This window comes from Streptomyces sp. NBC_01410 (assembly GCF_045040195.1).
In the GTDB taxonomy this organism is placed as follows: domain Bacteria; phylum Actinomycetota; class Actinomycetes; order Streptomycetales; family Streptomycetaceae; genus Streptomyces.
The window spans coordinates 4,092,244-4,116,391 of sequence record NZ_CP109530.1 but is presented as its reverse complement, the minus strand read 5'-3'; the positions used below and the strand labels follow the sequence as shown (position 1 = coordinate 4,116,391).

Here is a 24,148-nt window from a genome sequence, read left to right as displayed (position 1 = left end):
ATCAAGATCAAGCCTTCGCGGGGTGGTTACGCATTGTCGAGCAATTCGGGCAATTGTGACAAAAGTTGGCGAACTGCCCAGTTGAGTCGCAGGTGAAAGGGCCCCGTCCGCAAGGGAATTCGGAGCCCTTTCAACTACACGCGCACGTAAGTAACTCCACGCGCACGTAAGAAATCGCCCCGGAAAGGGCCTAGCCGCAGCAGCCACCGCACTGGCACGGTCCGCCCGACTGGCAGCCGCAACCGCAGCCCGAGCCGCAGCCGCAGGCGCCGAGCACGGGCAGGAACACCACCTCGACAGGGGTTTCCTGCTGAGGGTCGCTCGTGGGGGATGGGGTCATGGTCCCTCCTCATAGGCGTACGAGATGTGCCGCCACTGCCCATTGCATGCCCGCTCGCGCGGGCGCATCAACAGCGCGTGGAGGCACATCGCACCCCGCGGGGAACTACGCGCCCTCGACCTGCGTCGGGGGCTGGAGCTCGTCCGCGTGCTCGCCTGTCACCAGATAGACGACCCGCTTGGCGACCGACACCGCGTGGTCCGCGAAGCGCTCGTAGTAGCGGCCGAGCAGCGTCACGTCCACGGCGGTCTCGATGCCGTGCTTCCAGCGGTCGTCCATCAGGTGCTGGAAGAGCGTGCGGTGCAGCAGGTCCATCTCGTCGTCGTCCGTCTCCAGCTGGAGCGCCAGGTCGACGTCCTTGGTGATGATGACCTCCGCCGCCTTCGCCATCAGCCGCTGCGCCAGCTGCCCCATCTCCAGAAGGGTCGCGTGCAGGTCGTGCGGCACCGCGGAGTCGGGGAAGCGCAGCCGGGCCAGCTTGGCCACGTGCTGGGCCAGGTCGCCCGAGCGCTCCAGGTCCGCGCTCATCCGCAGCGAGGTCACCACGATCCGCAGATCCGTCGCGACCGGCTGCTGCCGCGCCAGCAGGGCGATCGCCCGTGCCTCCAGGTCGTGCTGCAGATCGTCGACCTTCTGATCGGCGGCGATCACATTCTCGGCGAGCTTGAGATCGGCGTCGAGCATGGCCGTGGTGGCGCGCCCGATCGCCGACCCGACCAGCCGGGCCATCTCGACCAGACCCTCGCCGATCGAGTCCAGTTCCTCGTGGTACGCGTCCCGCATGGGATGTCCCTCTCTTGATGCGACGGGGTCCGGATGGGCCAGGGGGTGTGTTTTCGGACCCCCACGCTCCCACGGTCTGTCCGTTACGCGTCCGGAGCCTCCCCCGGAAGTGAATCAGCCATATCCCCTTGGTGAACTCTGAGCGACGACTGTTCGAGGTGCCACCCGTTTGGCTGGGAGCATCTCCCCGGCCACGCATAACCTGGGTGCATGGACGTGAACGCGGCGGTCGCCGCAGCGGCAGCGATCGCCGGGTTGTGCACCGGTGTCATCGCCATGCTGGCGTTCCGCTGGAGCGAACGCGACCAGGCGCGACCCACCCGCACCTCCCTGCACACCGACGCCGTGCTGCCGCCCGGCGTCGACACAGTCCTGTCCGTGCTCCGCTCCTCCGCGGTCGTCCTCGACGAGAGCGACTCCGTCGTCAAGGCCAGCTCCGCGGCGTACGCCCTCGGTCTGGTGCGCGGCGGGAAACTCGCCGTCGAGCCGATGCTGCACATGGCCCGCGACACCCGCCGAGACGGCGAGATACGGCAGGTCGAACTGGATCTGCCCCGGCGCGGCACCGGCCGGGGCGAGGCCCTCGCCGTCTCCGCCCGGGTGGCTCCCCTCGGCTCCCGGCTCGTCCTGCTGCTCGTCGAGGACCTCACCGAGGCCCGCCGGATAGAAGCGGTACGGCGCGACTTCGTCGCCAACGTCAGCCATGAGCTCAAGACCCCGGTCGGCGCGCTCTCCCTGCTCTCCGAGGCGGTCATGGGCGCCTCGGACGACCCCGAAGCGGTGGAACGCTTCGCCGGCCGTATGCAGATAGAGGCGACCCGGCTCACCAATCTCGTACAGGAGCTCATCGATCTCTCCCGGGTGCAGAACGACGACCCGCTGGAGGATGCCGAACCTGTACGTGTGGACGAACTGATCGCCGAAGCCATCGACCGCTCCCGGCATCCCGCGTCCACCAAACAGATCACCATGGCCGTCGGGGGTACCTCCCAGGCCGAAGGCTCTGCGGGAGGTACCGCCGCCCTGCACATCTGGGGCAATCGCGGCCAGCTCGCCGCGGCACTCGGCAACCTCGTCGAGAACGCCGTCAACTACTCCCCGGCCCGCACCCGGGTCGGGATTTCCGCACGTCGCGTGTCCGCGCCCGGCGGCGATCTCATCGAGATCGCCGTCACCGACCAGGGCATCGGCATCTCCGAGAAGGACCGTGAGCGGGTCTTCGAGCGGTTCTACCGCGTCGACCCCGCCCGGTCCCGGGCCACCGGGGGCACCGGCCTGGGACTGGCTATCGTCAAACACGTGGCCGCCTCGCACGGCGGGGAGGTCACGGTGTGGAGCTCCGAGGGACAGGGCTCCACTTTCACCTTGCGGCTTCCCGAAGCGGGGGCCGTGCGGGACCGTTCATCCACCGGACCGGATCGCGTCGACGAGGACGACGACCGGCCTTACGACACCGATCCGAACAGCGAAATTCCTGCCCCGGAGGTCCTTCCGTGACCCGAGTGCTCGTCGTCGAGGATGAGGAATCATTCAGCGACGCCCTGTCCTACATGCTCCGCAAGGAGGGCTTCGAGGTCGCCATCGCGACCACGGGGCCCGAGGGTCTCGACGAGTTCGAGCGCAATGGCGCCGACCTCGTCCTCCTCGACCTGATGCTGCCCGGGCTGCCGGGCACCGAGGTGTGCCGCCAGCTGCGCGGCCGCTCGAATGTCCCGGTGATCATGGTGACCGCCAAGGACAGTGAGATCGACAAGGTCGTCGGGCTGGAAATAGGAGCCGACGACTACGTCACCAAGCCCTTCTCCTCGCGGGAGCTGGTCGCCCGCATTCGCGCGGTCCTGCGCCGCCGCGGCGAGCCGGAGGAGGTCACCCCCGCGGCCCTGGAGGCGGGCCCGGTCCGGATGGACGTGGACCGCCACGTCGTCACGGTCTCGGGCGGAAAGGTCGACCTCCCGCTGAAGGAGTTCGACCTGCTGGAGATGCTGCTGCGCAACGCGGGCCGCGTGCTGACCCGTATGCAGCTGATCGACCGGGTCTGGGGCGCGGACTACGTGGGCGACACGAAGACGCTGGACGTCCACGTGAAGCGCCTGCGCGCCAAGATCGAGCCCGACCCGGGCGCGCCGCGGTACCTGGTGACGGTGCGGGGCCTGGGCTACAAGTTCGAGCCGTAAACCGGCCCGCGGCCAGAAGGCCGGACGGAGCCGGGCGCAGCGCATGAGCCGTGGACCGGCGACTTCCGGCGACAACACGAGGGCGCCCCGCCAGAGAAGTTCTGGCGGGGCGCCCTCGTGTGTGTCAGTGGCCCGTGTTCTGGGACGCCGAGGAGGAGTCCGACGCGGTGCCCGGCTCGCCGGACTCGCCGTTGCCCGGTTCGCCCGCCTCGCCCGTGGCCGAACCCGACGGGCTGCCGGACGGCGTGCCCGACGGCGTGCCGGTGGGCTCCGTCGACGGCTTCCCCGACGGCTTCGGCAGCGAGCTCGGCCCGTACGCCTCGAAGTAGCTCTTCGCCGGGAGGACCATCGCCTGGACCTTCACGTCGCCGGTCTCGCTGAAGCGGAAGACCACTTCCTGCACGCCTCCCGCGTTCTTCGACGCCTCCTCGCCCTTCTCGATCACCGCGGCCGCGTTCCCCGCGCCGCCGACGATGACCGAGCCCTGCGCCGGAATCGTGATCGATCCCGAGCCCTTCGCGGCGGACAGCTTCACCGGAGCGCTCAGCCCCGGCAGCGTGATCGCGTCGAGCGTCTGCGGCTCGGAGCCGGTGTTGAAGAGCGTCGCGGAGACGACCGCCGGACCTTCCGCCTCCGCCTGTGGCTGGGTGAGCACGGTCGCGTTCTGGATCTTGATGGTGTCGACCGTCGTCGCGGCGTTGTCCGGCCGGACTTCAAGGGTCTGCGCGTCCATGCCCGCCCCGCAGGCGGAGAGCGCGGCGATCGAGAACACGATGGCGGTAGCGGCGAGGGCGCCGCGTCGAAGGCTGCGGCTCACGGCGGCGGCATCTCCTTGGACGTACGGACTGGCTACGGACAGGCTGTTGAACTGGCGTGGAAACCGGCATGCAGATCGCTAAGCCCGTGTCAGTTCGCGCTTAGGTTACCGAGCGCCCGCGCCCGCCCCGCACCCGACCCGCCTCTTCGCCGGCCGCCTCCTCCCGCCGCTCCGGACTCGCCGGGCACCGCGGTGCGATCCTGCCGATTCGTACGCCGCCCTTCGTGCGCCGTTCACATAACCATGTTGATCAATTCCGCGGCGGCCTCGCATTCCTTACCGAATACGTTCCGGTGATCAATTCCGGATTCGGCGGCGGATCCGTCCGTACGGGTGACCGACCGCCGAACGGAGTACGGGAAGTTCACCGTCTGGAATCCGGCAAACCGGGACGTTCGGCCCCCTTGGAGGGGCTTGCGCGGGGTGTAACGTGCGCGTTTCTGTCCGCCCGCGCAGCGGCTCCGACCTGCGAATACCCCCTTCCGGAAGCCGCCCGCAGCACGTTCGTGTTGCTGTTGTCAAGCCCCGAGATATGCCCTGACCTGCGAAAACGCCATTCAGAAGAAGCCGTTTCCGTGTTACCCTGGATAGCCACGGAAGGGGTACCTGTCACATGACGTTCAAGGTTGGCGACACCGTGGTCTATCCCCATCACGGGGCCGCGCTGATCGAGGCCATCGAAACTCGCCAGATCAAAGGCGTGGACAAGACCTACTTGGTGCTCAAGGTCGCTCAGGGCGACCTGACGGTTCGCGTGCCGGCGGACAATGCGGAGTTCGTGGGCGTTCGCGATGTGGTCGGTCAGGACGGGCTCGACCGGGTCTTCGAGGTGCTGCGCGCACCGTATGCAGAAGAGCCGACGAACTGGTCCCGCCGCTACAAGGCAAATCTCGAGAAGCTCGCCTCCGGCGATGTCATCAAGGTCGCCGAAGTAGTGCGTGACCTGTGGCGTCGCGAGCGGGAGCGTGGGCTTTCCGCTGGTGAGAAGCGCATGCTCGCCAAGGCGCGCCAGATCCTGGTGAGCGAGCTCGCCCTCGCGGAGAACACCAACGAAGACAAGGCCGAGGCTCTGCTCGACGAGGTCCTCGCGTCCTGACGCACCGGCGTTGGAATCAATAAAGTGCCGCGGTGCCCGCTGACATGCTGTGATGACAGTCCTGTCGCCGGGCGCTGCGGCATGTTCGTCTGCGCCGGTGAATCGCCGCTCGTGAATCGCTCGTGTCGGGTATCGCTTCGTGTACCGCTCGTGAATCCCCACTTGCCGCACGCGCGGCACCCTGCCCCACTTGGTGTGCCGGGCCCGGGCGGCTGGCGCAGACCAGTTGTCACGGAAGGGTCCGGTCAAGGCGTCGCGCCCGGCACGCTGTGGCCATACCCATGTCGGCCAAGGAAACAAACCTGCCGGAGTGCAACCGATGTCTGACCAATCGCCCCCGTTCCGCACCGCAGCGGTGATCCCGGCGGCCGGCCGGGGCGTACGGCTCGGCCCGGGCGCCCCCAAAGCGCTCCGTACGCTGAACGGCACGCCCATGCTCATCCACGCCGTACGAGCCATGGCCGCATCCCGCGCCGTCTCGCTCGTCATCGTGGTGGCCCCGCCCGACGGCGCCGCGGAAGTGAAGTCCCTCCTCGCCGACCATGCACTTCCGGACAGGACCGACTTCCTGGTCGTCCCCGGCGGCGACACCCGCCAGGAGTCCGTGAAGCTCGGCCTGGACGCCCTGCCGCCCGGCATCGACGCCGTGCTGGTCCACGACGCGGCCCGGCCGCTGGTGCCCGTCGACACGGTCGACGCGGTGATCGAGGCCGTACGCGACGGAGCGGTGGCCGTCGTGCCCGCGCTGCCCCTCGCCGACACCGTCAAGGAGGTCGAGCCGCGCACGGACGGCTCGCCCGAGCCGGTCCTCGCCACGCCCGAGCGGGCCAGGCTGCGCGCCGTGCAGACCCCGCAGGGCTTCGACCGGGAAACCCTCGTGCGCGCCCACGAGACCGTGACCGACAACGTCACCGACGACGCGAGCATGGTCGAGCAGCTCGGCGAGCCCGTCGTGGTCGTACCCGGCCACGAGGAGGCGTTCAAGGTGACCCGCCCCCTCGATCTCGTACTCGCCGAGGCGGTTCTCGCCCGCAGGAGGGCCAACGATGGCTTCTAGTCATGTCCCACGGATCGGCGTCGGCACGGACGTGCACGCCTTCGAGGCGGGCCGCGAGCTGTGGTGCGCCGGACTGCTGTGGGAGGGCGAGGACGGCCTCGCCGGACACTCCGACGGCGACGTCGCCGCCCATGCCGCCTGCGACGCGCTCTTCTCGGCGGCCGGCGTCGGCGACCTCGGCGCCCACTTCGGCACCTCCCGGCCCGAGTGGTCCGGCGCCTCCGGCGTCACGCTCCTCACCGAGGCGGCCCGGATCGTGCGGGCCGAAGGCTTCGAGATCGGCAATGTCGCCATCCAGGTCATCGGCGTACGCCCGAAGATCGGCAAGCGGCGCGACGAAGCGCAGAAGGCGCTCGGGGCGGCGGTCGGTGCGCCCGTTTCGGTATCGGGAACCACGACGGACGGGCTCGGTCTGACGGGACGGGCAGAAGGTCTTGCCGCGATCGCCACGGCACTGGTGTTCCGCACGGACGGGTGAAATACCCGGCACGGACGGCGAGTTGTCGCCAGGAATCCCCGCCTCCGGCCCGCGTCCGACTTGTATCGGGCTCGGACAAAGTCACAAACCTGTCCCCGCGTCCCACAGGGGGCGCGGGGCACTGGTACGGGGCCACTACCCTTGATACGTGACCATTCGCCTGCACGACACCAGCGCCCGGCAGATCCGTGACTTCATCCCGCTCACGCCGGGCTGCGTCTCGATCTACCTGTGTGGCGCGACCGTGCAGGCCGCCCCGCACATCGGGCACGTCCGGTCGTATCTCAACTTCGACATCATGCGCCGCTGGTTCGTGTACCGCGGCTACGAGGTCACGTTCGTGCGCAACGTGACCGACATCGACGACAAGATCATCTGGAAGTCGGCGGAACAGAACCGCCCCTGGTGGTCGATCGGATACGAGAACGAGCGCGCCTTCAACGACGGCTACAACGCCCTCGGCTGCCTGCCGCCCACCTACGAACCGCGCGCCACCGGCCACATCACCGAGATGGTCGAGATGATGCGCGGCCTCATCGAGCGCGGACACGCCTACGAGGCCGACGGCAACGTCTACTTCGACGTGCGCTCCTTCCCCGGCTACTTGCAGCTGTCGAACCAGAACCTCGACGAGCTGCGCCAGCCGTCCGGCGAGGGCGAGACCGGCAAGCGCGACCAGCGCGACTTCGCCATGTGGAAGGCGGCCAAGCCCGGCGAGCCGAGCTGGGAGACCCCCTGGGGCCGCGGCCGGCCCGGCTGGCACCTGGAGTGCTCGGCGATGGCGCACAAGTACCTCGGCGAGGCCTTCGACATCCACGGCGGCGGGATCGACCTGATCTTCCCGCACCACGAGAACGAGATCGCCCAGGCCAAGGGCTTCGGCGACGAATTCGCCAGGTACTGGGTGCACAACGCCTGGGTCACCATGAGCGGCGAGAAGATGTCCAAGTCGCTCGGCAACTCGGTGCTCGTCTCCGAGATGGTCAAGCAGTGGCGTCCCATCGTGCTGCGCTACTACCTCGGTACGCCGCACTACCGCTCGATGATCGAGTACAGCGAGGAGGCCCTGCGCGAGGCCGAGTCCGCCTTCGCGCGCATCGAGGGCTTCATCCAGCGCGTGGTCGAGAAGGCGGGGGGAGTCGTCGAGCCCGCGCCCGAGGTGCCGCTCGCCTTCGCCGAGGCGATGGACGACGACCTGGGCGTCCCGCAGGCGCTCGCCATCGTCCACACCACGGTCCGCCAGGGCAACTCCGCACTGGCCGCCGACGACAAGGAAGCCGCCGTCGCCCGCCTCGCCGAGCTACGGGCCATGCTCGGCGTCCTCGGCCTGGACCCGCTCGACCCGCACTGGGCGGGCGAGGCCGACCGCGGCGAAGACCTCCACGGCGTCGTCGACACCCTCGTCAGGCTGGTGCTCCAGCAGCGCGAGGCGGCCCGGGGCCGCAAGGACTGGGCGACGGCCGACGCGATCCGCGACCAGCTGCAGCAGTCCGGGCTCGTCGTCGAGGACGGTCCGGACGGGCCGCGCTGGACGCTCGGACCGCGCTGACCGGCCACAATGTGCCGCCCGGGCTCCCGGGCGGCACACTTTCTTACGTACGTACGCATTCGAAAGCTTTAGGAAACAGGTAGTCATGGCCGGGAACAGCCAGCGCAGGAACCGCCGCACGTCCAACAAGAAGGGCGCGCAGGTCGGCAGCGGTGGCCAGCGACGCCGCGGACTCGAGGGCAAGGGCCCGACCCCGCCCGCGGCCGCCCGCAAGGGCCACAAGAAGAACCGCGTCGCCAACGCCCAGGCCAAGAAGACCGCCGCCCGCCGCCCCGTCGCCCGCCGCGGCGGCAAGGGCACCTCCGAGATGGTCGTCGGCCGTAACCCTGTCTTCGAGGCGCTGCGCGACGGCGTGCCCGCGACGACGCTGTACGTCCAGCAGTTCATCGACAACGACGAGCGGGTGCGCGAGGCGCTCCAGCTCGCCGGGCAGCGCGGCAACATCCACCTGATGGAGGCGCCGCGCCCCGAACTCGACCGGATGACCAACGGGCTCAACCACCAGGGCCTCGTCCTCCAGGTCCCCCCGTACGAGTACGCGCACCCCGAGGACCTCGCGGCCGCCGCCTTCGACGAGGGCGAGGACCCGCTGATCGTCGCGCTCGACGGCGTGACCGACCCGCGCAACCTGGGTGCCGTCGTCCGCTCCGTCTCCGCGTTCGGCGGCCACGGCGTGGTCGTGCCCGAGCGCCGGGCCGCGGGCATGACGGCCGGCGCCTGGAAGACCTCCGCGGGCACGGCGGCCCGCACCCCGGTCGCGCGCGCGACCAACCTGACCCGCGCCCTGGAGTCGTACCAGAAGGCGGGCCTCACCGTCGTCGGCCTGGCCGCGGACGGCGACCACGAGGTCGGCGACCTCGAAGCGCTCGGCGGCCCGCTCGTCATCGTCGTCGGCAGCGAGGGCAAGGGCCTGTCCCGCCTGGTCGGCGAGACCTGCGACTACCTGGTCCGCATCCCGATGCCGGGCGGCGCGGAGTCGCTGAACGCGGGCGTCGCGGCGGGTGTGGTGCTGTACGAGGCGTCCAAGCGACGCGTCTGATCCGGACGGACCCGGGGGCCCGGCAGACCCCCGGGCGGAGCCTTCAGCCCGTCACGCCCGCGAGCCTCGCGCGGCTGAGGGCCACGATGGTGAACGCATCCGTGATCCGGCCGTCGCCCACCATCTCCTCCGCCTGAGCGAAGGAGACGGTGAGCGTGCGCCGTATGCCCTCACCCAGCGCAAGCGCGCCGATCGCGTCGATCCGGGCCGCGTAGAGCAGGACACGGTCGCCCACTGCCCCCGAGTCCGGGTGGACCGCACCCAGCGGGATCAGCTCACGGACATCCGCGCCGATCTCCTCCCGCAGTTCCTTCGCGGCGTTCTGCTCACCGGCCAGCCCCCGCGTCCCGAAACCGCGCGGCACCTCCCACAGCCACGAGCGCGTGGCGTGCCGGAAGTGCTCGACCAGCACCACCTCGCCGTCGAGCAGCGGAAGCACCACACAGCCCGGCTCCGCGGTGGTGCCGATCGAGCGGATGTATGTGCCGGTCCTGCCGTCGGGGAACCTGACCGGATCGCGGAGGACCATCACGTACGGGTCCTCGTACACCACCCCTCCCGCCGCCGCGACCGACTCCGGATCGCTCAGGATCTCGATGCCGCCGGGCGGATTGACGAAGAGCTCGGGGCGCTCGGTGCGCAGCCGGTCGTACGTGTTCATGCTGGTCCTTCTACGGGGCGTCGGGGATCTGCTGGTCGGCCTGGTTCCTGCGCGGCAGGGCGTCGATTTCCGTGATCCGCTCGCCGTACGCGCCGAGCAGCGCCTCCCAGTCCCGCTTCACACTGCCCAGCCTGAGCGTGGGAAATGTCACGCTGTGCCCGAGCCCGCTGCGCAGAGCGCTGCCCCCGTCCGTGAAGACCAGCCGGACGACCAGGGCGCCGAGGCCCGCGCTCGCCAGCTGGACCGAGCCCGACAGCAACGACACTCCGTCACCCGCGAGCTGGAGCGAGAGACCGGCCGACTCGAGTACGAGGGCCATCCCGATCTCGCGCTGGAAACCCTTCCCCGAGCGGCCGATCTTCCGCGCCTTGCGCAGCATCTTCGCGTGCAGGTCGGCGATTTCGGAGGTCGCGCCCGTGAATGCGTCGGAATCGGGGACACGTCCGTGCGCGAAGCCACCCCGTACGAAACCGTTGAGCGCGTCGATATAGGCGCGCCACTCCTCTTCGCGGCGCAGCGCGGTGATGTCGCAAAGGCCGAGATCCGCATAGGAGTTGGGCCCGTCCACGGCCCGGTGCAGGGCGTCGGCGAAGACGTCGCGCAGCAGCCTGCCGAGCGCCTCCGGGTCGGCCACGGGCGACCGCTCGGCCTCACCGAGCTCCTGCAGGGCGCTGCGCGCCGGCGAGTCGGGCGGGGTCAGCGCGATCAGACCGCTGGCCTTGGGCACACCCACGCTGTACAGCAGGTCGATCAGCTGCTTCGCGGGGAGTACGTCCTGACCCTCCCGGTACAGCTGCTCGTACGGCTCGGACCCCGGACGGCAGAGGAACTGCTGGTAGACGGCATTGCGGGTGATGTCCTTGTCCGGGTCCTGCTCGCCCGCCCAGTCGTAGATGTCCTTGAGGACTCCCTCGCGCAGCGCCCTGGCGCGCTCCTGCGAGATGCCTAAGTCCTTGGCGAGCTGCGGGATCTTCAGGCGGCGCAGGGTGGACAGGCTCGTCGAGAAGTAGTTGCTGACCTTCTGGGTCTCTTCCCTGTTGGTGTCGTCGTCCCAGTCGAAGCGGACGCAGGCGGGCTCCGCCTCGTCGGCGAGCAGCCGCCGCCACGACTGTTGTACCTGCTTGTCCTTGCTCCAGGCGGACTCCTCGCCCGGATCCCGTTCCTGGTAGAGGTAGGGCACCAGGGCGCGGTCGTTGAGCAGCCGGACGAAGGCCTCGCGCTCGGCGGGTTCGATGCCGGGGCGGTAGTTGCGGTAGAGGGCTTCGTTGTTGAGGAGATACGCGCGATTGATCACGAGCGTCCCGCTGTTGACGAGCGAGCGGCGCAGTTCGGCGGAGGCGGCGGCAACGGCCTTGGGAGTGCTGCCCTTTGTGGCGTGGGGGCGCTGCTGGGCGGCCGCGAGATCCGGTGGCAGCCACTGGTTGTCCAGGGCCTGCGCCATCACGGGATAGTCGGTGAGGTCCCCGAAGGTCAGTTGATTGCTTGCCCGTGCGGACTCGGCCCGGTCGGTCACTGGTGATCTCCCTACGAGACGGCGGACTCACATTCTTCTGCCAACTGCGGTGATCGTCATACGAATTGGCGCATCGGCCACGAACGGGCCACGCCGACCGCAATGATCTTGACGGAAAGGACCTTGACGGGTCTCGGACAGATAGGGCCCTTCGGGGCAGTGTCCTAAAGACAGGTCACTCGGTTAGATGAGTGTGGACACCAGAACGCCCCGGCCCGGGTTCGATGATCAGCCTGCGCTGAGCATGGTCAAGGTGGACTGCGATCCCGCGCAGGTCATCGTGAACCACGCCAGCTTCCGGGTGCGGCTCGCCCAGAGCCCGCGCCCCGCACGTGCCATGGCGGACACCGCACGTATCCCCGCCGCCGGCGCGGCGGGGCGGCGGCGGGCGCCCGTCGTGTGGAGCGGCAGGTCGGCGCCGGGGGACGTCGGCGCGACCGGTCTGCTCCAGGCCGTGCGCAACTCCACCGCGGAGCGCGACGCCTTCGGTACCGACGCCTTCGACACCGGCGCGCTCGACTCCGCCGGCTACGACTCCGGCGGCTACGACGGCGGAGCGTACGACACCGGCGCGACGCAGGTCATCCCGCGGATCGACCTCGCCCCCGGTCGTGCCGCCGAGACCGCGCACACGCCCGTCGTGGGCGGACCCGGGTCCGGCGGCTCCGGCAGGCCACTGCTGCCCCCGATGCGCAAGGCCGTCGGCGCGTACGACTCGTACCACCCCTACGGCCAGGAGCCGTACGAGGACGAGGAGTTCGAGACCGGCAGGGGCGGCGAGAGCTCCGTACAACGGCACGGCGCGGACGCCGTGCGGCACGCTTACTACCCCGGGCGGCGCATGAACCTCGGCGTGGTGCTGCTGCCCATGCGGGTGTTCCTCGGCTTCATCTCCATCTACGCCGGAATGGGCAAGCTCTGCGACCCCGTCTACTTCGACGGCGGCGAACGCGGCTCGATGGTGAAGTGGCTCCACTCCCTCAACCCGTGGGGACTCGCCGAACCGCTGCGCGACTTCGCACTGTCCCACCCCGTCGGGGCGGGCCTCACCGTCGCCTTCCTCCAGGTCGTCGTCGGCGTCCTGACCGTGCTGGGACTGTGGCAGCGGGTCGCCGCGGTCATCGGCGCGCTGCTGTCGGCGGCGCTGATCCTCACCGTGAGCTGGAAGACCGTTCCGGCGTACGACGCGCCCGACATCATCTACCTCGCCGCCTGGTCCCCGCTGATCATCGCGGGCGCCCCGGTCTACTCCGTCGACGGACGCCTCGCCGGAGAGGCCTGGCGCAAGCTCGGGCCGCGCTCCGAACTGTGGGAACTGCGCCGGCGCGTACTGCGACGCGGCACCGTCGTCGCCTCCGTCGTGGTCGGCCTCACCCTGCTGATCGGCTCCGTGCTCGGCGGGGCGGTGCGCTCCTCCGACATGGTGACCGTGCCGGGGCCCAACCAGGACCCGACCAACCACCTTCCCGGATCCCCGCTGCCGCAGGAGCCCAGCGGCGAGCGCAGCTCCACCGGCACCCGCGGTGGCGACGGCACGCCGTCACCGTCCGAGAGCAGCACCCCCAGGGCCGAGAAGGCGACCCCCTCCAAGGAGGCGGTCCGCGAGACCGGCACGATCGGCGATCAGCCGAGCCAGACGCAGGGCACGGGACAGCAGCCGCCCGGACAGTCCGAGCCCGTGGAGCCGCCGTCCAGCAGCTCCGGTCCCTCGTCCAGCGGCGGCACCGGCACGGGCAGCGGCGGAGGCTCCGGCGGCGGGGACGGTTCCGGCGGGGGCAGCGTCAGCGGCGGCAGCTCCGGAGGCTCGGGCGGATCTGGCAGCTCGGGCGGCTCCGGCGGCGGCCGGGTGATCGGCGGACTGCTCGGCTGAGTCCCGTAGCGGATCCGTGTAACCGAGTCCGCGTACGACGAAAGGGGCGGCCACCGTGACCACGGTGGCCGCCCCTTCGGTATGGATCCCTCAACGCGCCTGCGAGGAAAGCTCCTTGGCAGCCTCGGTCAGGTCCTTGGCGGTGTCGATCGCCCGCCAGTACGCGCCCTGAGGCAGCGGGAAACCCGCCAGACGGCGATCACGCGCGAGACGGGGGAAGGTGGTGCGCTCATGGTCGCCCTTGTCGGGCAGCAGCGCTGTGAAGGCCGCGGAGAAGACGTACACACCCGCGTTGATGAGATACGGCGACGGCGGGGACTCGACGAAGTCCGTGATGTGGCCGAAGGTGTCCGTCTCGACCGCTCCCCAGGGGATCCGGGGGCGGGCGAGCGCCAGCGTGGCGATCGCGTCCCGCTCGCCGTGGAAGGCGGCCATCTCGCGCAGCGAGAAGCGGGTCCAGATGTCGCCGTTGGTGGCGTACCAGGGCTGGTCCGGATGCGGGAGATGGGCGGCGGCGTACTTGAGGCCGCCGCCCCGGCCCAGCGGCTCCGTCTCGACGACCGTGGTCACCCGCAGCGGCAGATCGGCGCTCTCCAGCCACTTCTGAAGAACCTCGGCGAGATGACCGCAGGAGACGACGGCGTCGGTGACGCCCTCGGCGGCGAGCCAGGCAAGCTGATGGCCGATGATCGGGATCCCGGTCCCCGGGATCTCGACCATCGGCTTGGGGCGGTCATCGGTGTACGGGCGCAGCCGCGAGCCCTGGCCGCCCGCCAGGACCACGGCCTGCGTCGGATACGTAGGCGTATGCATGCCGTGAACGATATGCGGCGAGGGGCGAGGAGGTGTCACACCCCTCGCCCCGCGCTCACCTCCCCTGGGTCTGCTGGGCGACGCCGCTCGCGAAGGAGATGTCGCACACGGGGCGGGAGAAGGTCAGCGCGCGCGTGGGGCCGTACTTCTCGACGGCGGCGCGGCCGAGCGCGCGGGCCAGCGACATGCAGTGCCGGGCGAGCGAGGGGCGCTCCTCGACCGTGCGCTGCAGGTGGGTGAGGGCGGAGCTCGCGCCCTTCTCCTGAAGCTCGGTGAGGAGGCGGTCGCGCAGAAGGTCCTGCGGAGCGCGCGACTTGGCGCGTACGGAGACGTTCTCCGAGGACGCGGTGAGCATCTGCGACTCGGTGTTGTGCCCTGCCCACGGGACGCTGGTGACCGCGAGGGTTCCGGAAAGCACCAGGACGACGGGCAGAACGAGAGCGAGAGTGCGGCCGATTCGGCGGGCTGTGTGGGTCACGCGAGCGAGCGTAGCGGTCAGTAATGATTTGGCGACATTTAGTCACTCGCGCGGGGGATGGTTCGAAGCTGCTTTTCGAATCCGGCGTTGACGTACGGGCTCGAAAAGATCCTGGAATCACCGATGTGTCAGGGTGTGGCGGGGTGTGCTGGAGTGTGCCGGGGTATTTGTCGACATACGAAAACGGCCCCGCACCGAAATGCGGGGCCGTTCTGCCGAGTTGGGTTCTGCCGGGCAGGCAGGGGGTCAGTCGCTGAGACGCTCACCCGTCGAGGTCGAGAACACGTGGATCTCACCCGGACGCGGCACGACATGCAGCTCGGCACCCTTGTCCGGCACGGAACGCCCGCCGACCCGCACGACCAGGTCCTTGTGCTCGCCGCCGACCTGGGCGGAGCCGTAGACGTAACCGTCGGCGCCGAGCTCCTCGACGACGTTCACGGACACGGCGAGACCGGCAGGGGCGTCCTCGGTGTCCTTGGAAAGGGACTTGGCCGCCGAGCCGTTGAGCTCGACCACGTCGAAGTGCTCGGGACGGACGCCGACCGTGACCGTACGGTCGCCCTTGTCCGCGGCGGCGGACAGCGCCTCACGCGAGATCGGGACGACGCTGTTGCCGAACTTCACACCGCCGTCGGTGATCGGGACCTCGACGAGGTTCATGGCCGGGGAGCCGATGAAGCCGGCGACGAAGAGGTTGGCCGGGCGGTCGTACATGCTGCGCGGCGAGTCGACCTGCTGCAGCAGACCGTCCTTGAGGACCGCGACACGGTCACCCATGGTCATGGCCTCGACCTGGTCGTGCGTGACGTACACCGTGGTGATGCCCAGCCGGCGCTGGAGGCTGGCGATCTGCGTACGCGTCGAGACGCGCAGCTTGGCGTCGAGGTTCGACAGCGGCTCGTCCATGAGGAAGACCTGCGGCTCCCGCACGATGGCCCGCCCCATGGCGACACGCTGCCGCTGGCCACCGGAGAGCGCCTTGGGCTTGCGGTCGAGGTAGTCGGAGAGGTCGAGGATCTTCGCGGCCTCTTCGACCTTCTTGCGGATGTCGCTCTTGTTGACGCCGGCGATCTTGAGGGCGAAGCCCATGTTGTCGGCGACGGACATGTGCGGGTAGAGCGCGTAGTTCTGGAACACCATGGCGATGTCCCGGTCCTTGGGCGGCAGGTGCGTGACGTCGCGGTCACCGATGCGGATGGATCCGGCGTTGACGTCCTCGAGACCGGCGAGCATGCGCAGGGAGGTCGACTTCCCGCAGCCGGAGGGACCGACGAGGACGAGGAATTCGCCGTCCTGCGTCTCGATCTCGAGCTGATCGACGGCGGGCTTGTCGGTGCCCGGATAGATCCGGGTCGCCTTGTCGAACGTGACAGTGGCCATGGTGATGTTCTCCTTCACCGGCAGGAACGTGCCGGACGATCCGAGTAAGGGAGTGGTGTAGTCCACCTGTGGTGAACCTTCCGTGACGCTACCTGGCGTTGTCCGATCTGTCAGTAGCGGGACGGTGATGAAATTCTCGACCGGGACGGGTGACCGCTCCGGTTAGACTGCTCGAACGCGCCTCCTTAGCTCAGCTGGCCAGAGCAACGCACTTGTAATGCGTAGGTCGTCGGTTCGAATCCGACAGGGGGCTCACCTGAAACCCCAGGTCGGAAGTTACTCCGACCTGGGGTTTTGTCATTTAGCGGATGCGGCGACGGCGCAGGGATCGGGCCGCGCGACTGTCGGGGGTCTCATTTTTGGTCTCAGTGGGGCCCGAAACGGGGTCCGGGGGAGCGGGTGCGAAGAACTCGCCCATGCGGCGCATCGCGTCCCTCGACAGGTGTGATCTGCCCTTCACGTAGCGCCGGGTCTGACTGATCTGGGTGTGCCGAAGGATCTCCATGATCGTGGTCATGTCGACCCCTAGCTCATTCAGGATCGTGCCGGCGGTGTGGCGGCTCCCGTCGTACAGGCGACGATCGTCGATCCCGGCTTCGGTGAGTAGCTCCTTGAACTCCTCGTAGTCGGCTCGCGGGTCGAGGGGGCGCCCGTCCGGGCGCGAGAACACGACATGGTGTTCCTGCCAGAGCTCTCCCGCCGCGGTCCGCATGGCCGTTTGTCGGGCCTTGTGCTCAGCCAAGAAGGGAATGAAGACGGGCGGGATCGGGACGGCGTTCCGACTCTTCTTGGTCTTGGGGCGGGTGAAGACGAGACCGCCCTCTTTGCGCTCCGGGCAGGCACTTGCGTGCTTCGTGCAGGTCTTGGCGCAGGGCTTAGGGCAGCCGCGCTTGTAGCCCTTGTGCGTGGTGCAGTCCGGCGGGCACGGCTCGAAGCGGTGGAGGCGTGCTCCGCACGCGTGAGGGTCGTCGCATCCGTGCCGCCACGTAAGACGCTGTAGCTGCCATTCGGGGCGGAACATTTCCGCCTTCAGGTCGACGTACGGCCAGCGCAGGCCGAGCGTCTCGCCCTGCCGGAACCCCATGCCGACACCGACGATCCACCGCATGAAGGTGGGCCGTTTCGCGGCAGCCTCGAGGAACGCTTTGGCCTCTTCTTGCGTGAACGGGTTCGCCTCGGTCTCGTCGACGCTGGGAGGGTCCACGAGCGTGGCGACGTTCTCGCTGACCATGCGACGACGGTGGGCAATCTTCAGCGCGCGGGACAGGATGCGGTGCACCTTCACGACGTGCGAGGGGGCGTGGCCGGCGTCGAGCATGGCGCGGTACATCCGCTCCAGATGCTCTGCCTGCAACTTGTCGATCCGGTGTTGGCCGACGCCCGGGATGATGTCGTTGCGCGTCTTCGACCAGTAGTCATCCAGGGATCGCGGCTTGAGCTTCAGGCTCGCGATATCGGTGAGATAGGTCTCCATCCACTTGGCGACGGTCGGTGCGCGCCCCGCCTTGGTTGCGCGGCCTTCGTTGCGCTGCCGTTCCAGCTCCCTTACCTTGCGCTTGATCTCGGTCTCGGTCTTGGCGCGGCGGTGGCGGCGGTCGGGACTTCCGTCGTTCTTCACGCCCATCGTGACGCGGCCGTGCCACCAACCGTCGGCGCCGAAGTAGATGGACGACTCATTGTTGGGCTTGCGGGGGCTCATGTGCTCCTCCATGCCTGAGGCCCCCGAGCGCGATGCTCGGGGGCCTCAGGGCGTGCGTAGGTCAGTTGTGGTGGGGCGGGAGGGCCGCTACGTACGATTCGAGGTCAGTGCGCCGAATCCGACGCGTGCGGCCCAACTTGATGTACTTCAGGGCGCCTTCGGCCATCAGCTCGTAGACGGTCGAACGTCCGATGGCGAGCGCTTCGGCTGCCTCTTCCGGCTTGTAGAGGAGCCGGTCTACGGGGGCAGCAATCGCGGTGCTCATCCGGGGTGCCTCCAGGGCAGTTCGTCATTGCCTTAAAGGGGAGTTGGGCGCGGGCCCTTGGCCCGCGTGTGTCCGAGGTACGGATTTCTGCGTCATTGCGTCACCAGCGTCATTTGGGCTCCTGACCTGCTGTTTTGCTTGACGCGGTGGTCAGGGGCTGCGTCATCGGTGCGGCATGGGCTGCGTCATCGGGTGACGCAGATGACGCAGGATGACGCAGGGATCGGAGTCTGCGTCATGCCTTTCGCCGCAGGTCAGGGGCCGTTTAGCGTCCCTCGTGACGCAGATGACGCAGCGTCTTCCCTCTTAGGACAAAAGAGGGGGTGTCTGTTGTAGTTCGGTGCGCCTCACAGCGTGAAGAAGGAGCCGCTGCGCGGCGCGTCCTTCGGGCGGCGTTCCGCCGAACAGCAAGAGGAGCACGCCACGGCGACTGGTGCTCTTCTTGCTTGTCCGGGCGAGCGCGGGGCGCGGGTCAGAACACCCGCTTTTGCTGGTGTGGGGGCGGGGTGGCCGGGCGGGTCATTTCGAGGTAGCGGCCCGTGCTGGTGCGCCCGGAATCGATGAGGACGCCCCGGGCGGCCAGGGTCGGTTGGAGGCGCTTGAGCCGGTCGGATAGGACTTTGCCCGTGGTCGGCCACCCCTTGGGCAGGGGACGCGGCTCGTCGCTGCTGTAGAGGCCGCTGAGGAGGTGCAGCCACTCGGTAGAGGTCATCCGCTGCGCCGCGCCCGGAGCGATCGTGTCGGCATGCCTGAGGACGGTCTGCGCGAGGAGGTCACCCTCGATCACGTCGTCGTTCAGGTCGTCCAGACTCGCCCGGTACGCGGTAAGCGCCCCCAGCCCGGTCGCGGCATCGAGCTGCGCGCACAGGTGCGCAAAGTCCGCCATCCGCAGATCAGTAGGAGTCTCCGCCTCCACCGCGCGGACCTTGACCGTGAGGTCCAGGAGCGAGCCGAGAATGACGGGCAGAACCTCCGCGTAGTCCGCCCACAGTTCCGCCTCGGTCCGCCTCACGCGGGGCCGCTCCAACCGCAGGGGCAGGAGCCGTTCCGCGAGATCCGGGCGGATGACGCCCACATCGATCCCGGTCAGGAGCAGGGGCCGGCGATAGCCGACGCGGAACACGTCCCCGTCGGTGAACAGAGCGCGCTTAACGCTCTCGGCTCCGGTGACGATGCAGCACATCGCGTCGGACAGCTCCGGGGTCATGTGGGAGAGGTTGTCCAGGGCGGTGACCCATCCGGCAGCCACCGCTGCGATCAGGTTCTCCTCATCCTTCGGCGCCCGACGCAGGTCCCCGCCCATGCCCTCAACGATCCGGATGAGCATCCGCCCGCCCGTGGACTTGCCCGCACCTTGCGGCCCGGTGAGGAACGGCGCGGGGACGGGCACGGACGGCCCGAGGCAGCCGATCAGCCAGGCGATGGCCAGGCACTCGGTCTCCGCGTTGGCGAAGTTGCACAGCCTGAGCAGGAGATCGATGCCCTTGCCGTCGGTGTCCTTGACGGGCAGGGGCAGTTCCCCGGTGAGCTGCGTGCGCCGCCAGCACACCTCGCGCGGGTCGGGGATGGCGATGTCCCAGCCGGTGGGGTGGATGCGGACGGACTGCCCATCATCGCGGCCCAGGTCCAGCCACGTTGCCCTGTCGAATCCCGGGGCGACGCGGATATGTACCGGCTGCACGTCCTCCGACAGCGCGAGCGCTTCGATCAGGTCCAACGCCTCCTTGAGCGCGGTCCCGTTGAACACGCCGCGCCCGTCCCTGAACAGGCCGACCATGAGTTCCTGACGGTGGCTGCCCGTGGTGCCCTGGGAGCGGATGGGGCGGGCCACGGGGTGGCCCTTCTTCTGTGCGTAGACGGTGCCGTCGGGGGTGCGGAAGTACCGGAAGTGCTCTTGGGCGTAGTCGGTGATGACCTCGCGGGCGGGGGTCTTCTCGTCGTCTGCCATGGCTACAGTCCCAACCTGGTGCGGGCGTTGGTCCACGCGTCGGTGCAGTGCCGGGCCGATTCGCCCTTGGTCTGGGCGGCGGTGAACAGCCTGCTGATGTGGGCTTCGGTGAGGCAGCCGCACCGGCCGTGGGTGGACAGCACGGCGAGGAAGGTCCGGTAGACGGTGGCGTGGACCGCGCTGGAGGCTTCGGTGATGCGCTGCTCGGCCATGGCGATGCCACGGTCCAGATACGCGGGCGTGCGGTGAGGGCACTCCCCGCCACCGGCTAGTGCGGGCACGGTGATGGCCGCCGGCCGGAGTGCGGTGGGCTCCTTCACGGCCAGTCCGCGGACGACGTCCGGGAGTGCCGTGATGGGGCCGGTGCCGGGGCCAAGCCACCGGGCGTAGGCCATGGTGGACTTGATGTCGACGCCGGGCCGTACGGCGTTGGCGGACTGCATGACGCCCTTGTAGAGCCAGTGCTCGCCCCGGGTCGTCGGCACGGTCCGTGTGGCGGGAAGGCTCGCACGGGCCCACGCGATGGCTTCCGCGTTGTCGAGGTCCACGACGGTGAGACCGGCGCCGCCAGGGTGGTAGGCCACCGCCGCCGCGTCGCGCCACGCCCGCCGCCACGTGGGCGAGTTGATGATGCGGGGGTCGGTGGTGGCGGCGGCCCAGCCGTGGCAGGGCGACGGGCAGGGGCAGCGGCCCGGGGTCTTCATGTTCGGCCGGCCACCGCACGCATTCTTGGCGCATGCCCGGCAGTTCCCGAAGGGCACCTTGCCCTTCCGTAGGGGCAGGGCGGGCAGGCCGCTGGCCACGAGTCGGAGGGCCGTGTGCAGGTGCTCGCTCATGACGCCACCGCCGGAGCACGAGTAGACATCGAGCAGTAACGGCCGCGGGCCGCCTGCTCGCCTGATGTCGATGGGTTGGGTCATGCTGGACGTCTCCAGTTCCTTAGTAGGTGCTGGGTGGCAAGGGCGGTCCCGATTCATTGGCGTGAGACGGGGGCCGCCCTTGGCGTAGCTAGTGGTGGTCGGTGGCCCAGCGTGCGTACTGCTGGCGGACGTAGGCGCGCGGGTCGCAGATCACGGCGGTGTCGTCCAGTGCCATGAACTTTCGGGCGATGTCGAGCGCCTGTTCCTCGGTGGCGATGCAGCCGGGGGCGAGGCCGGTGGCCATGCGGTCGACGACGCCGGCGCGGCGCAGCCACCACTCACGGTCACGCTCGTGCGGCTCGCGGTCGCACAGCCAGTTCAGTTCGCTCGGCGCGTCCGGGGCAGTGGCGTAAGCCTCGGTGAGGCTGGGCCACTCCGAGATGGGCCTGGTGGGGGCGTTCTTGTGGTCGGCGTAGAGGTAGAGGCGTTCCTGCTTGCCGTCGCTGTCGGGGTAGCCCGAGATGGTTCCGGCGTTGAAGGCGTCGTCCAGAGCGGCGACGATGCGGTCGGTATCGGTGGTGGCGCAGACGATTCGGATCTCGAACATGAGGGCTCCCGTTGCTTGGTGGTGCCGTTGGCGGGACGTGCTGTCGTGGGTCACTGGCCCTTGGGGCGGGTGAGCTTGAACGTGAGGCCGCCGATGCCGATGGGTCCGGCGGCGCCGCCGATGAGGGTTGCGGTGTGGATGGCGAACTCGAACAGCGCGAGGAGCGCGGCGACGGTGCCAGCAACCCCGATCGCGGTCGCGAGTCCCAGACCGAGCGGCACCAGGTAGGTGTGCGCGGTCCGGGCTGCCGGGGCGGCCTGGAGGACGACGATGATCGGGCGGCCTTCTCGTTCGGCCTGCCGGTAGATGTCGGCGGGTATGTGCGGGGCGATAGTTCCCGGTTCGGGTCCGGGCGGGTGGTGGGTCATGGTGGTGCCTCCGTTCATCTCGCGGTGGGTGGTGTGGGAACGGGGCGGGCCGGTCTCCACAGGGTGTGGAAACCGGCCCGATGCGCAGCGCCGTACGATGTCGGCTTGTCGTGTCGCTTGTCGTCTGACTTGTCGTGCGGCTTGTCGCTTGTCTTGTCTTGTCGCTTGTCGCCTTGCAGGTCACAAGCCGTTTCGGGCCCTCAGCAAGCCGCCAGAGCCCTTCTCGCAGGGATGGGCGACAAGCGACAGGCGGTCACGCCTCGGGGGCGTGGCGGTGGTGGACGTAGCGGGCTTTGGTGCCCGCTCCGACGCGTACGGCGGTGCCGTCGTCGGTCCATGTCTTGAGCCATCCGACGACGGTTTGCCGGGTGGTGCCGTGCTCGTCCGCGAGCGCGCGGGCGATGGCGGACGCCCCGGTGCCCTCCGGCCCGGCGGCGAGCAGCAGGGCGAGCGCGACATCCTTCGCTGCGTTGTCCTCGGCCCGCAGGGCGGAGAGGTTCAGCCCTGCCGGTGTGGGCGGCTGCTCCGTCCCCGTGTCCGGCTCGGTGGCTCCGGGTTCGGGGGCGGTGGCGAACTGGGCGTCGATCTGCTCGCGGAACTTCCGGGCGAGCGCGTCCGCGGCGGACTCTGCGGCGGGCGGCTGCTCGCGCAGGGCGGAGAGGTTCAGTCCGCCCGGGGTGCCGGCGGACTCGGCCGCTGTACCCGTGGCGGGTGCATGGTCGTGGTCGTGCATCCAGGCGATGCGGTCGCTGTACCAGCGGCGGGCGTAGTCCTGCCCCGCCGCCTTGGCGGAGGTGGCGTCCAGGGTGGGGTGCCGGTCGGAGGTGGCGGCGACGATGTCGCGGATCTGGTTGGGCAGGATGCGCCAGTTCTTGAACAGCGCCGGGGCTGATTCGGGGGTGCCCATGAACCCTGCGCCCTTGTAGGGGGCCTGGTCGGTCTTGAGTCCGCGGCTGCCGGAGAACATCTTGCCCAGGTCCATGCCCTCGGTCTCACCACCGGTCAGCGCGACACGGACCTTGGCTTCGCGGCGGATCATCAGGTTCCCGAGCACGGAGCCGGTGGCCCCGAGCGCGGTGAGCACGGTGCGCACGCCCATGGCGCGGGCGATGCGGATGACTTCCAGGATCTTCCTGGCCAGCTCCCGCATGTTCTTGTCGTTGCTGGTCAGGATCTCCGCGCCCTCGTCGACGACCAGCATGATCTGCGGAATCTTCGCGCTGACCGGCAGCAGATCGGTGTTCGCCTTCGACATCAGGTCCTGGTAGGCCATCTTGCGGTGCTTCGCGACCCGGACCGCCGCATCCAGCATCAGCAGCGCCTCCTCGTAAGAGGCGGCCAGCCAGTCCACCCCGGGCCGTATCGGCTGCTCGGGTGTGCTGTTGAGGGCGGGCAGGACCCACGGGAGTCCGGCCGATCCGGCGTTGAGGTCGATCACCCAGGTGAGGACGTCCTCGGCGCGGGCGAATCCGGCGAGGATGACGTGGACCATGTTGGTCTTGCCCGAGCCGGTCGGGCCGACCACGAGCGCGCACTGCTCGCGCAGGTAGGCGCGGATCTCTTCGGCGTTGGTGCGATACCCCCACGGGATGCCCGTGTGGAGGGACAGCGGCCCGTAGTCGGTCGGGTAAGTGACCGCTGCCGCGAGCACGTTGACCGTGGTCACGTCGATGAGGACGCGGCCTTGGTCGATGCCCTGCGAGGCGGAAGCGGTGCAGCCGTGCGGCAGCCGGGCATCGGCGGACAGCCGTCCGGACTCCCGCGCGATCTTGTCGTAGGTGACGCCACCCAGCGGGAGCGCGGCATCGATGGTGAACCCGGCCCCGGTGGGCCACATCTCGACCGCGAGGACGCGCACGGTGATGCCGCACACGCGCTGGATCCGGTCCACCCACTCCGCCGCGATCGCCCGCCGCTCCGCGGAGAGTTCCTGGGAGACCTGTCGTTCGGCGGCGGCGATCGCCTCCAGCTCCCGTGCCTCCTCGTGCAGGAGGGTGGCGCGGGCGGCAGCCCCGAGGCCGACGCCGAGGGTGGCGAGGGATCCGAGGGCGGCCCATGTGAGTGGGCCCGAAGCCATGGCCCATGTCGTCCACCCGGCACCGAGCAGCCACGAGGCGGCGCGCATGCCGATCGTGCGGGCGGAGAGCCGGTCGCGGAGGCTGGTGGCGGTGTGGCCGATCGCCCCGGCCGCGCCGACCGCGAGCACCCAGCCCGGGGGCATGCCGGTGGCGGCGCCGGTGGTGGCGAGGGCGAAGGCGCCGGTGGTGGCGGACAGAGCGCCGGTCACGGGTCCGTGACCGGCAGCCCAGTCCCACACCGGCCCTGTGCTGGCCTGTGTGTTGGTGGTCAT

At 69.4% G+C, this 24,148-nt stretch carries 23 protein-coding genes and 1 tRNA gene; 9 read left to right on the top strand and 15 right to left on the bottom strand.

The features are described 5' to 3' along the window. Positions 1-190 precede the first annotated feature (190 nt). Positions 191-340 carry a hypothetical protein gene (locus OG741_RS18770; protein WP_405599361.1) on the bottom strand — a complete coding sequence of 50 codons (150 nt, stop codon included), beginning with the start codon at positions 338-340 and terminating at the stop codon, positions 191-193. Positions 341-445: 105 nt separating this feature from the next. Further along, positions 446-1,123: a phosphate signaling complex protein PhoU gene (gene phoU / locus OG741_RS18765; protein WP_405599359.1), complete on the bottom strand. Its 678-nt coding sequence runs from the start codon at positions 1,121-1,123 to the stop codon at positions 446-448. Positions 1,124-1,333: 210 nt separating this feature from the next. On the opposite strand from phoU, the gene OG741_RS18760 reads away from it, so the two are divergent. Together OG741_RS18760 and OG741_RS18755 are read left to right on the top strand one after the other, a co-directional pair. Continuing rightward, positions 1,334-2,620, top strand: coding sequence for a cell wall metabolism sensor histidine kinase WalK (locus tag OG741_RS18760; RefSeq protein ID WP_266481135.1), 1,287 nt, complete (start codon positions 1,334-1,336; stop codon positions 2,618-2,620). Beyond that, the gene (locus tag OG741_RS18755) at positions 2,617-3,297 is read left to right on the top strand and encodes a response regulator transcription factor (protein WP_142217884.1); all 681 of its coding nucleotides are present in this window, start codon (positions 2,617-2,619) and stop codon (positions 3,295-3,297) included. The genes OG741_RS18760 and OG741_RS18755 overlap by 4 nt, the downstream gene beginning before the upstream one ends. A 124-nt stretch (positions 3,298-3,421) precedes the next feature. Here OG741_RS18755 and OG741_RS18750 read toward each other — a convergent pair whose 3' ends face one another. Further along, positions 3,422-4,114, bottom strand: a complete 693-nt coding sequence (locus OG741_RS18750) for a DUF461 domain-containing protein (protein WP_405599358.1) — start codon at positions 4,112-4,114, stop codon at positions 3,422-3,424. Positions 4,115-4,727: 613 nt separating this feature from the next. Here OG741_RS18750 and OG741_RS18745 point away from each other — a divergent pair. The 5 genes from OG741_RS18745 to rlmB all read left to right on the top strand — a co-directional run bounded on the left by OG741_RS18745 (position 4,728) and on the right by rlmB (position 9,333). Then, the gene (locus OG741_RS18745) at positions 4,728-5,210 is read left to right on the top strand and encodes a CarD family transcriptional regulator (RefSeq protein WP_003953493.1); all 483 of its coding nucleotides are present in this window, start codon (positions 4,728-4,730) and stop codon (positions 5,208-5,210) included. Positions 5,211-5,529: 319 nt separating this feature from the next. Beyond that, a complete protein-coding gene (gene ispD, locus OG741_RS18740) occupies positions 5,530-6,267 on the top strand; it encodes a 2-C-methyl-D-erythritol 4-phosphate cytidylyltransferase (RefSeq protein WP_405599356.1) in 738 nt (245 codons plus the stop codon). Continuing rightward, on the top strand, positions 6,257-6,745 hold the full coding sequence (gene ispF, locus OG741_RS18735) for a 2-C-methyl-D-erythritol 2,4-cyclodiphosphate synthase (RefSeq protein WP_405599354.1): 489 nt from the start codon (positions 6,257-6,259) through the stop codon (positions 6,743-6,745). Before ispD ends, ispF begins: the two co-directional genes overlap by 11 nt. Positions 6,746-6,893: 148 nt before the next feature. Then, entirely contained in the window at positions 6,894-8,294 is a 1,401-nt protein-coding gene (cysS, locus tag OG741_RS18730; RefSeq protein ID WP_405599352.1) for a cysteine--tRNA ligase, read from the top strand. An 85-nt stretch (positions 8,295-8,379) separates the two neighbouring features. Next, complete coding sequence (gene rlmB / locus OG741_RS18725; protein ID WP_266481151.1) at positions 8,380-9,333, top strand: 23S rRNA (guanosine(2251)-2'-O)-methyltransferase RlmB; 954 nt, start codon at positions 8,380-8,382, stop codon at positions 9,331-9,333. Between the two features lie 43 nt (positions 9,334-9,376). Here rlmB and OG741_RS18720 read toward each other — a convergent pair whose 3' ends face one another. Continuing rightward, positions 9,377-9,994: an NUDIX hydrolase gene (locus OG741_RS18720; RefSeq protein WP_405599349.1), complete on the bottom strand. Its 618-nt coding sequence runs from the start codon at positions 9,992-9,994 to the stop codon at positions 9,377-9,379. Between the two features lie 10 nt (positions 9,995-10,004). Beyond that, a complete protein-coding gene (locus OG741_RS18715) occupies positions 10,005-11,507 on the bottom strand; it encodes a hypothetical protein (RefSeq protein ID WP_405599347.1) in 1,503 nt (500 codons plus the stop codon). A 187-nt stretch (positions 11,508-11,694) separates the two neighbouring features. Here OG741_RS18715 and OG741_RS18710 point away from each other — a divergent pair, with 187 nt between their 5' ends. Further along, positions 11,695-13,377 (top strand): DoxX family membrane protein, encoded by a 1,683-nt coding sequence (locus OG741_RS18710; protein WP_405599345.1) that lies wholly within the window; start codon positions 11,695-11,697, stop codon positions 13,375-13,377. A gap of 90 nt (positions 13,378-13,467) precedes the next feature. Here OG741_RS18710 and OG741_RS18705 read toward each other — a convergent pair whose 3' ends face one another. From OG741_RS18705 to OG741_RS18695, 3 genes are all read right to left on the bottom strand, one after another. Continuing rightward, complete coding sequence (locus OG741_RS18705; protein WP_405599342.1) at positions 13,468-14,190, bottom strand: NDP-sugar synthase; 723 nt, start codon at positions 14,188-14,190, stop codon at positions 13,468-13,470. Positions 14,191-14,245: 55 nt separating this feature from the next. Continuing rightward, complete coding sequence (locus OG741_RS18700) at positions 14,246-14,668, bottom strand: hypothetical protein (RefSeq protein ID WP_266481162.1); 423 nt, start codon at positions 14,666-14,668, stop codon at positions 14,246-14,248. A 246-nt stretch (positions 14,669-14,914) separates the two neighbouring features. Next, positions 14,915-16,051 carry an ABC transporter ATP-binding protein gene (locus tag OG741_RS18695; RefSeq protein ID WP_266481761.1) on the bottom strand — a complete coding sequence of 379 codons (1,137 nt, stop codon included), beginning with the start codon at positions 16,049-16,051 and terminating at the stop codon, positions 14,915-14,917. Between the two features lie 179 nt (positions 16,052-16,230). Between OG741_RS18695 and OG741_RS18690 the strand changes: the two genes are divergently transcribed. Further along, positions 16,231-16,304 (top strand) — tRNA-Thr (locus OG741_RS18690). A 48-nt stretch (positions 16,305-16,352) separates the two neighbouring features. Here OG741_RS18690 and OG741_RS18685 read toward each other — a convergent pair. From OG741_RS18685 to OG741_RS18655, 7 genes are all read right to left on the bottom strand, one after another. Further along, the gene (locus tag OG741_RS18685; RefSeq protein ID WP_405599339.1) at positions 16,353-17,750 is read right to left on the bottom strand and encodes a tyrosine-type recombinase/integrase; all 1,398 of its coding nucleotides are present in this window, start codon (positions 17,748-17,750) and stop codon (positions 16,353-16,355) included. A gap of 61 nt (positions 17,751-17,811) precedes the next feature. Continuing rightward, positions 17,812-18,015 (bottom strand): helix-turn-helix domain-containing protein, encoded by a 204-nt coding sequence (locus tag OG741_RS18680; RefSeq protein ID WP_405599337.1) that lies wholly within the window; start codon positions 18,013-18,015, stop codon positions 17,812-17,814. Positions 18,016-18,487: 472 nt separating this feature from the next. Next, the gene (locus OG741_RS18675) at positions 18,488-19,963 is read right to left on the bottom strand and encodes an ATP-binding protein (RefSeq protein ID WP_405599334.1); all 1,476 of its coding nucleotides are present in this window, start codon (positions 19,961-19,963) and stop codon (positions 18,488-18,490) included. A 2-nt stretch (positions 19,964-19,965) separates the two neighbouring features. Next, positions 19,966-20,883, bottom strand: a complete 918-nt coding sequence (locus OG741_RS18670) for a bifunctional DNA primase/polymerase (RefSeq protein WP_405599332.1) — start codon at positions 20,881-20,883, stop codon at positions 19,966-19,968. Between the two features lie 88 nt (positions 20,884-20,971). Next, positions 20,972-21,430, bottom strand: a complete 459-nt coding sequence (locus tag OG741_RS18665) for a hypothetical protein (protein WP_405599330.1) — start codon at positions 21,428-21,430, stop codon at positions 20,972-20,974. A gap of 50 nt (positions 21,431-21,480) precedes the next feature. Next, the gene (locus OG741_RS18660; protein WP_405599327.1) at positions 21,481-21,798 is read right to left on the bottom strand and encodes a hypothetical protein; all 318 of its coding nucleotides are present in this window, start codon (positions 21,796-21,798) and stop codon (positions 21,481-21,483) included. Between the two features lie 253 nt (positions 21,799-22,051). After that, positions 22,052-24,148: a hypothetical protein gene (locus tag OG741_RS18655; RefSeq protein ID WP_405599324.1), complete on the bottom strand. Its 2,097-nt coding sequence runs from the start codon at positions 24,146-24,148 to the stop codon at positions 22,052-22,054.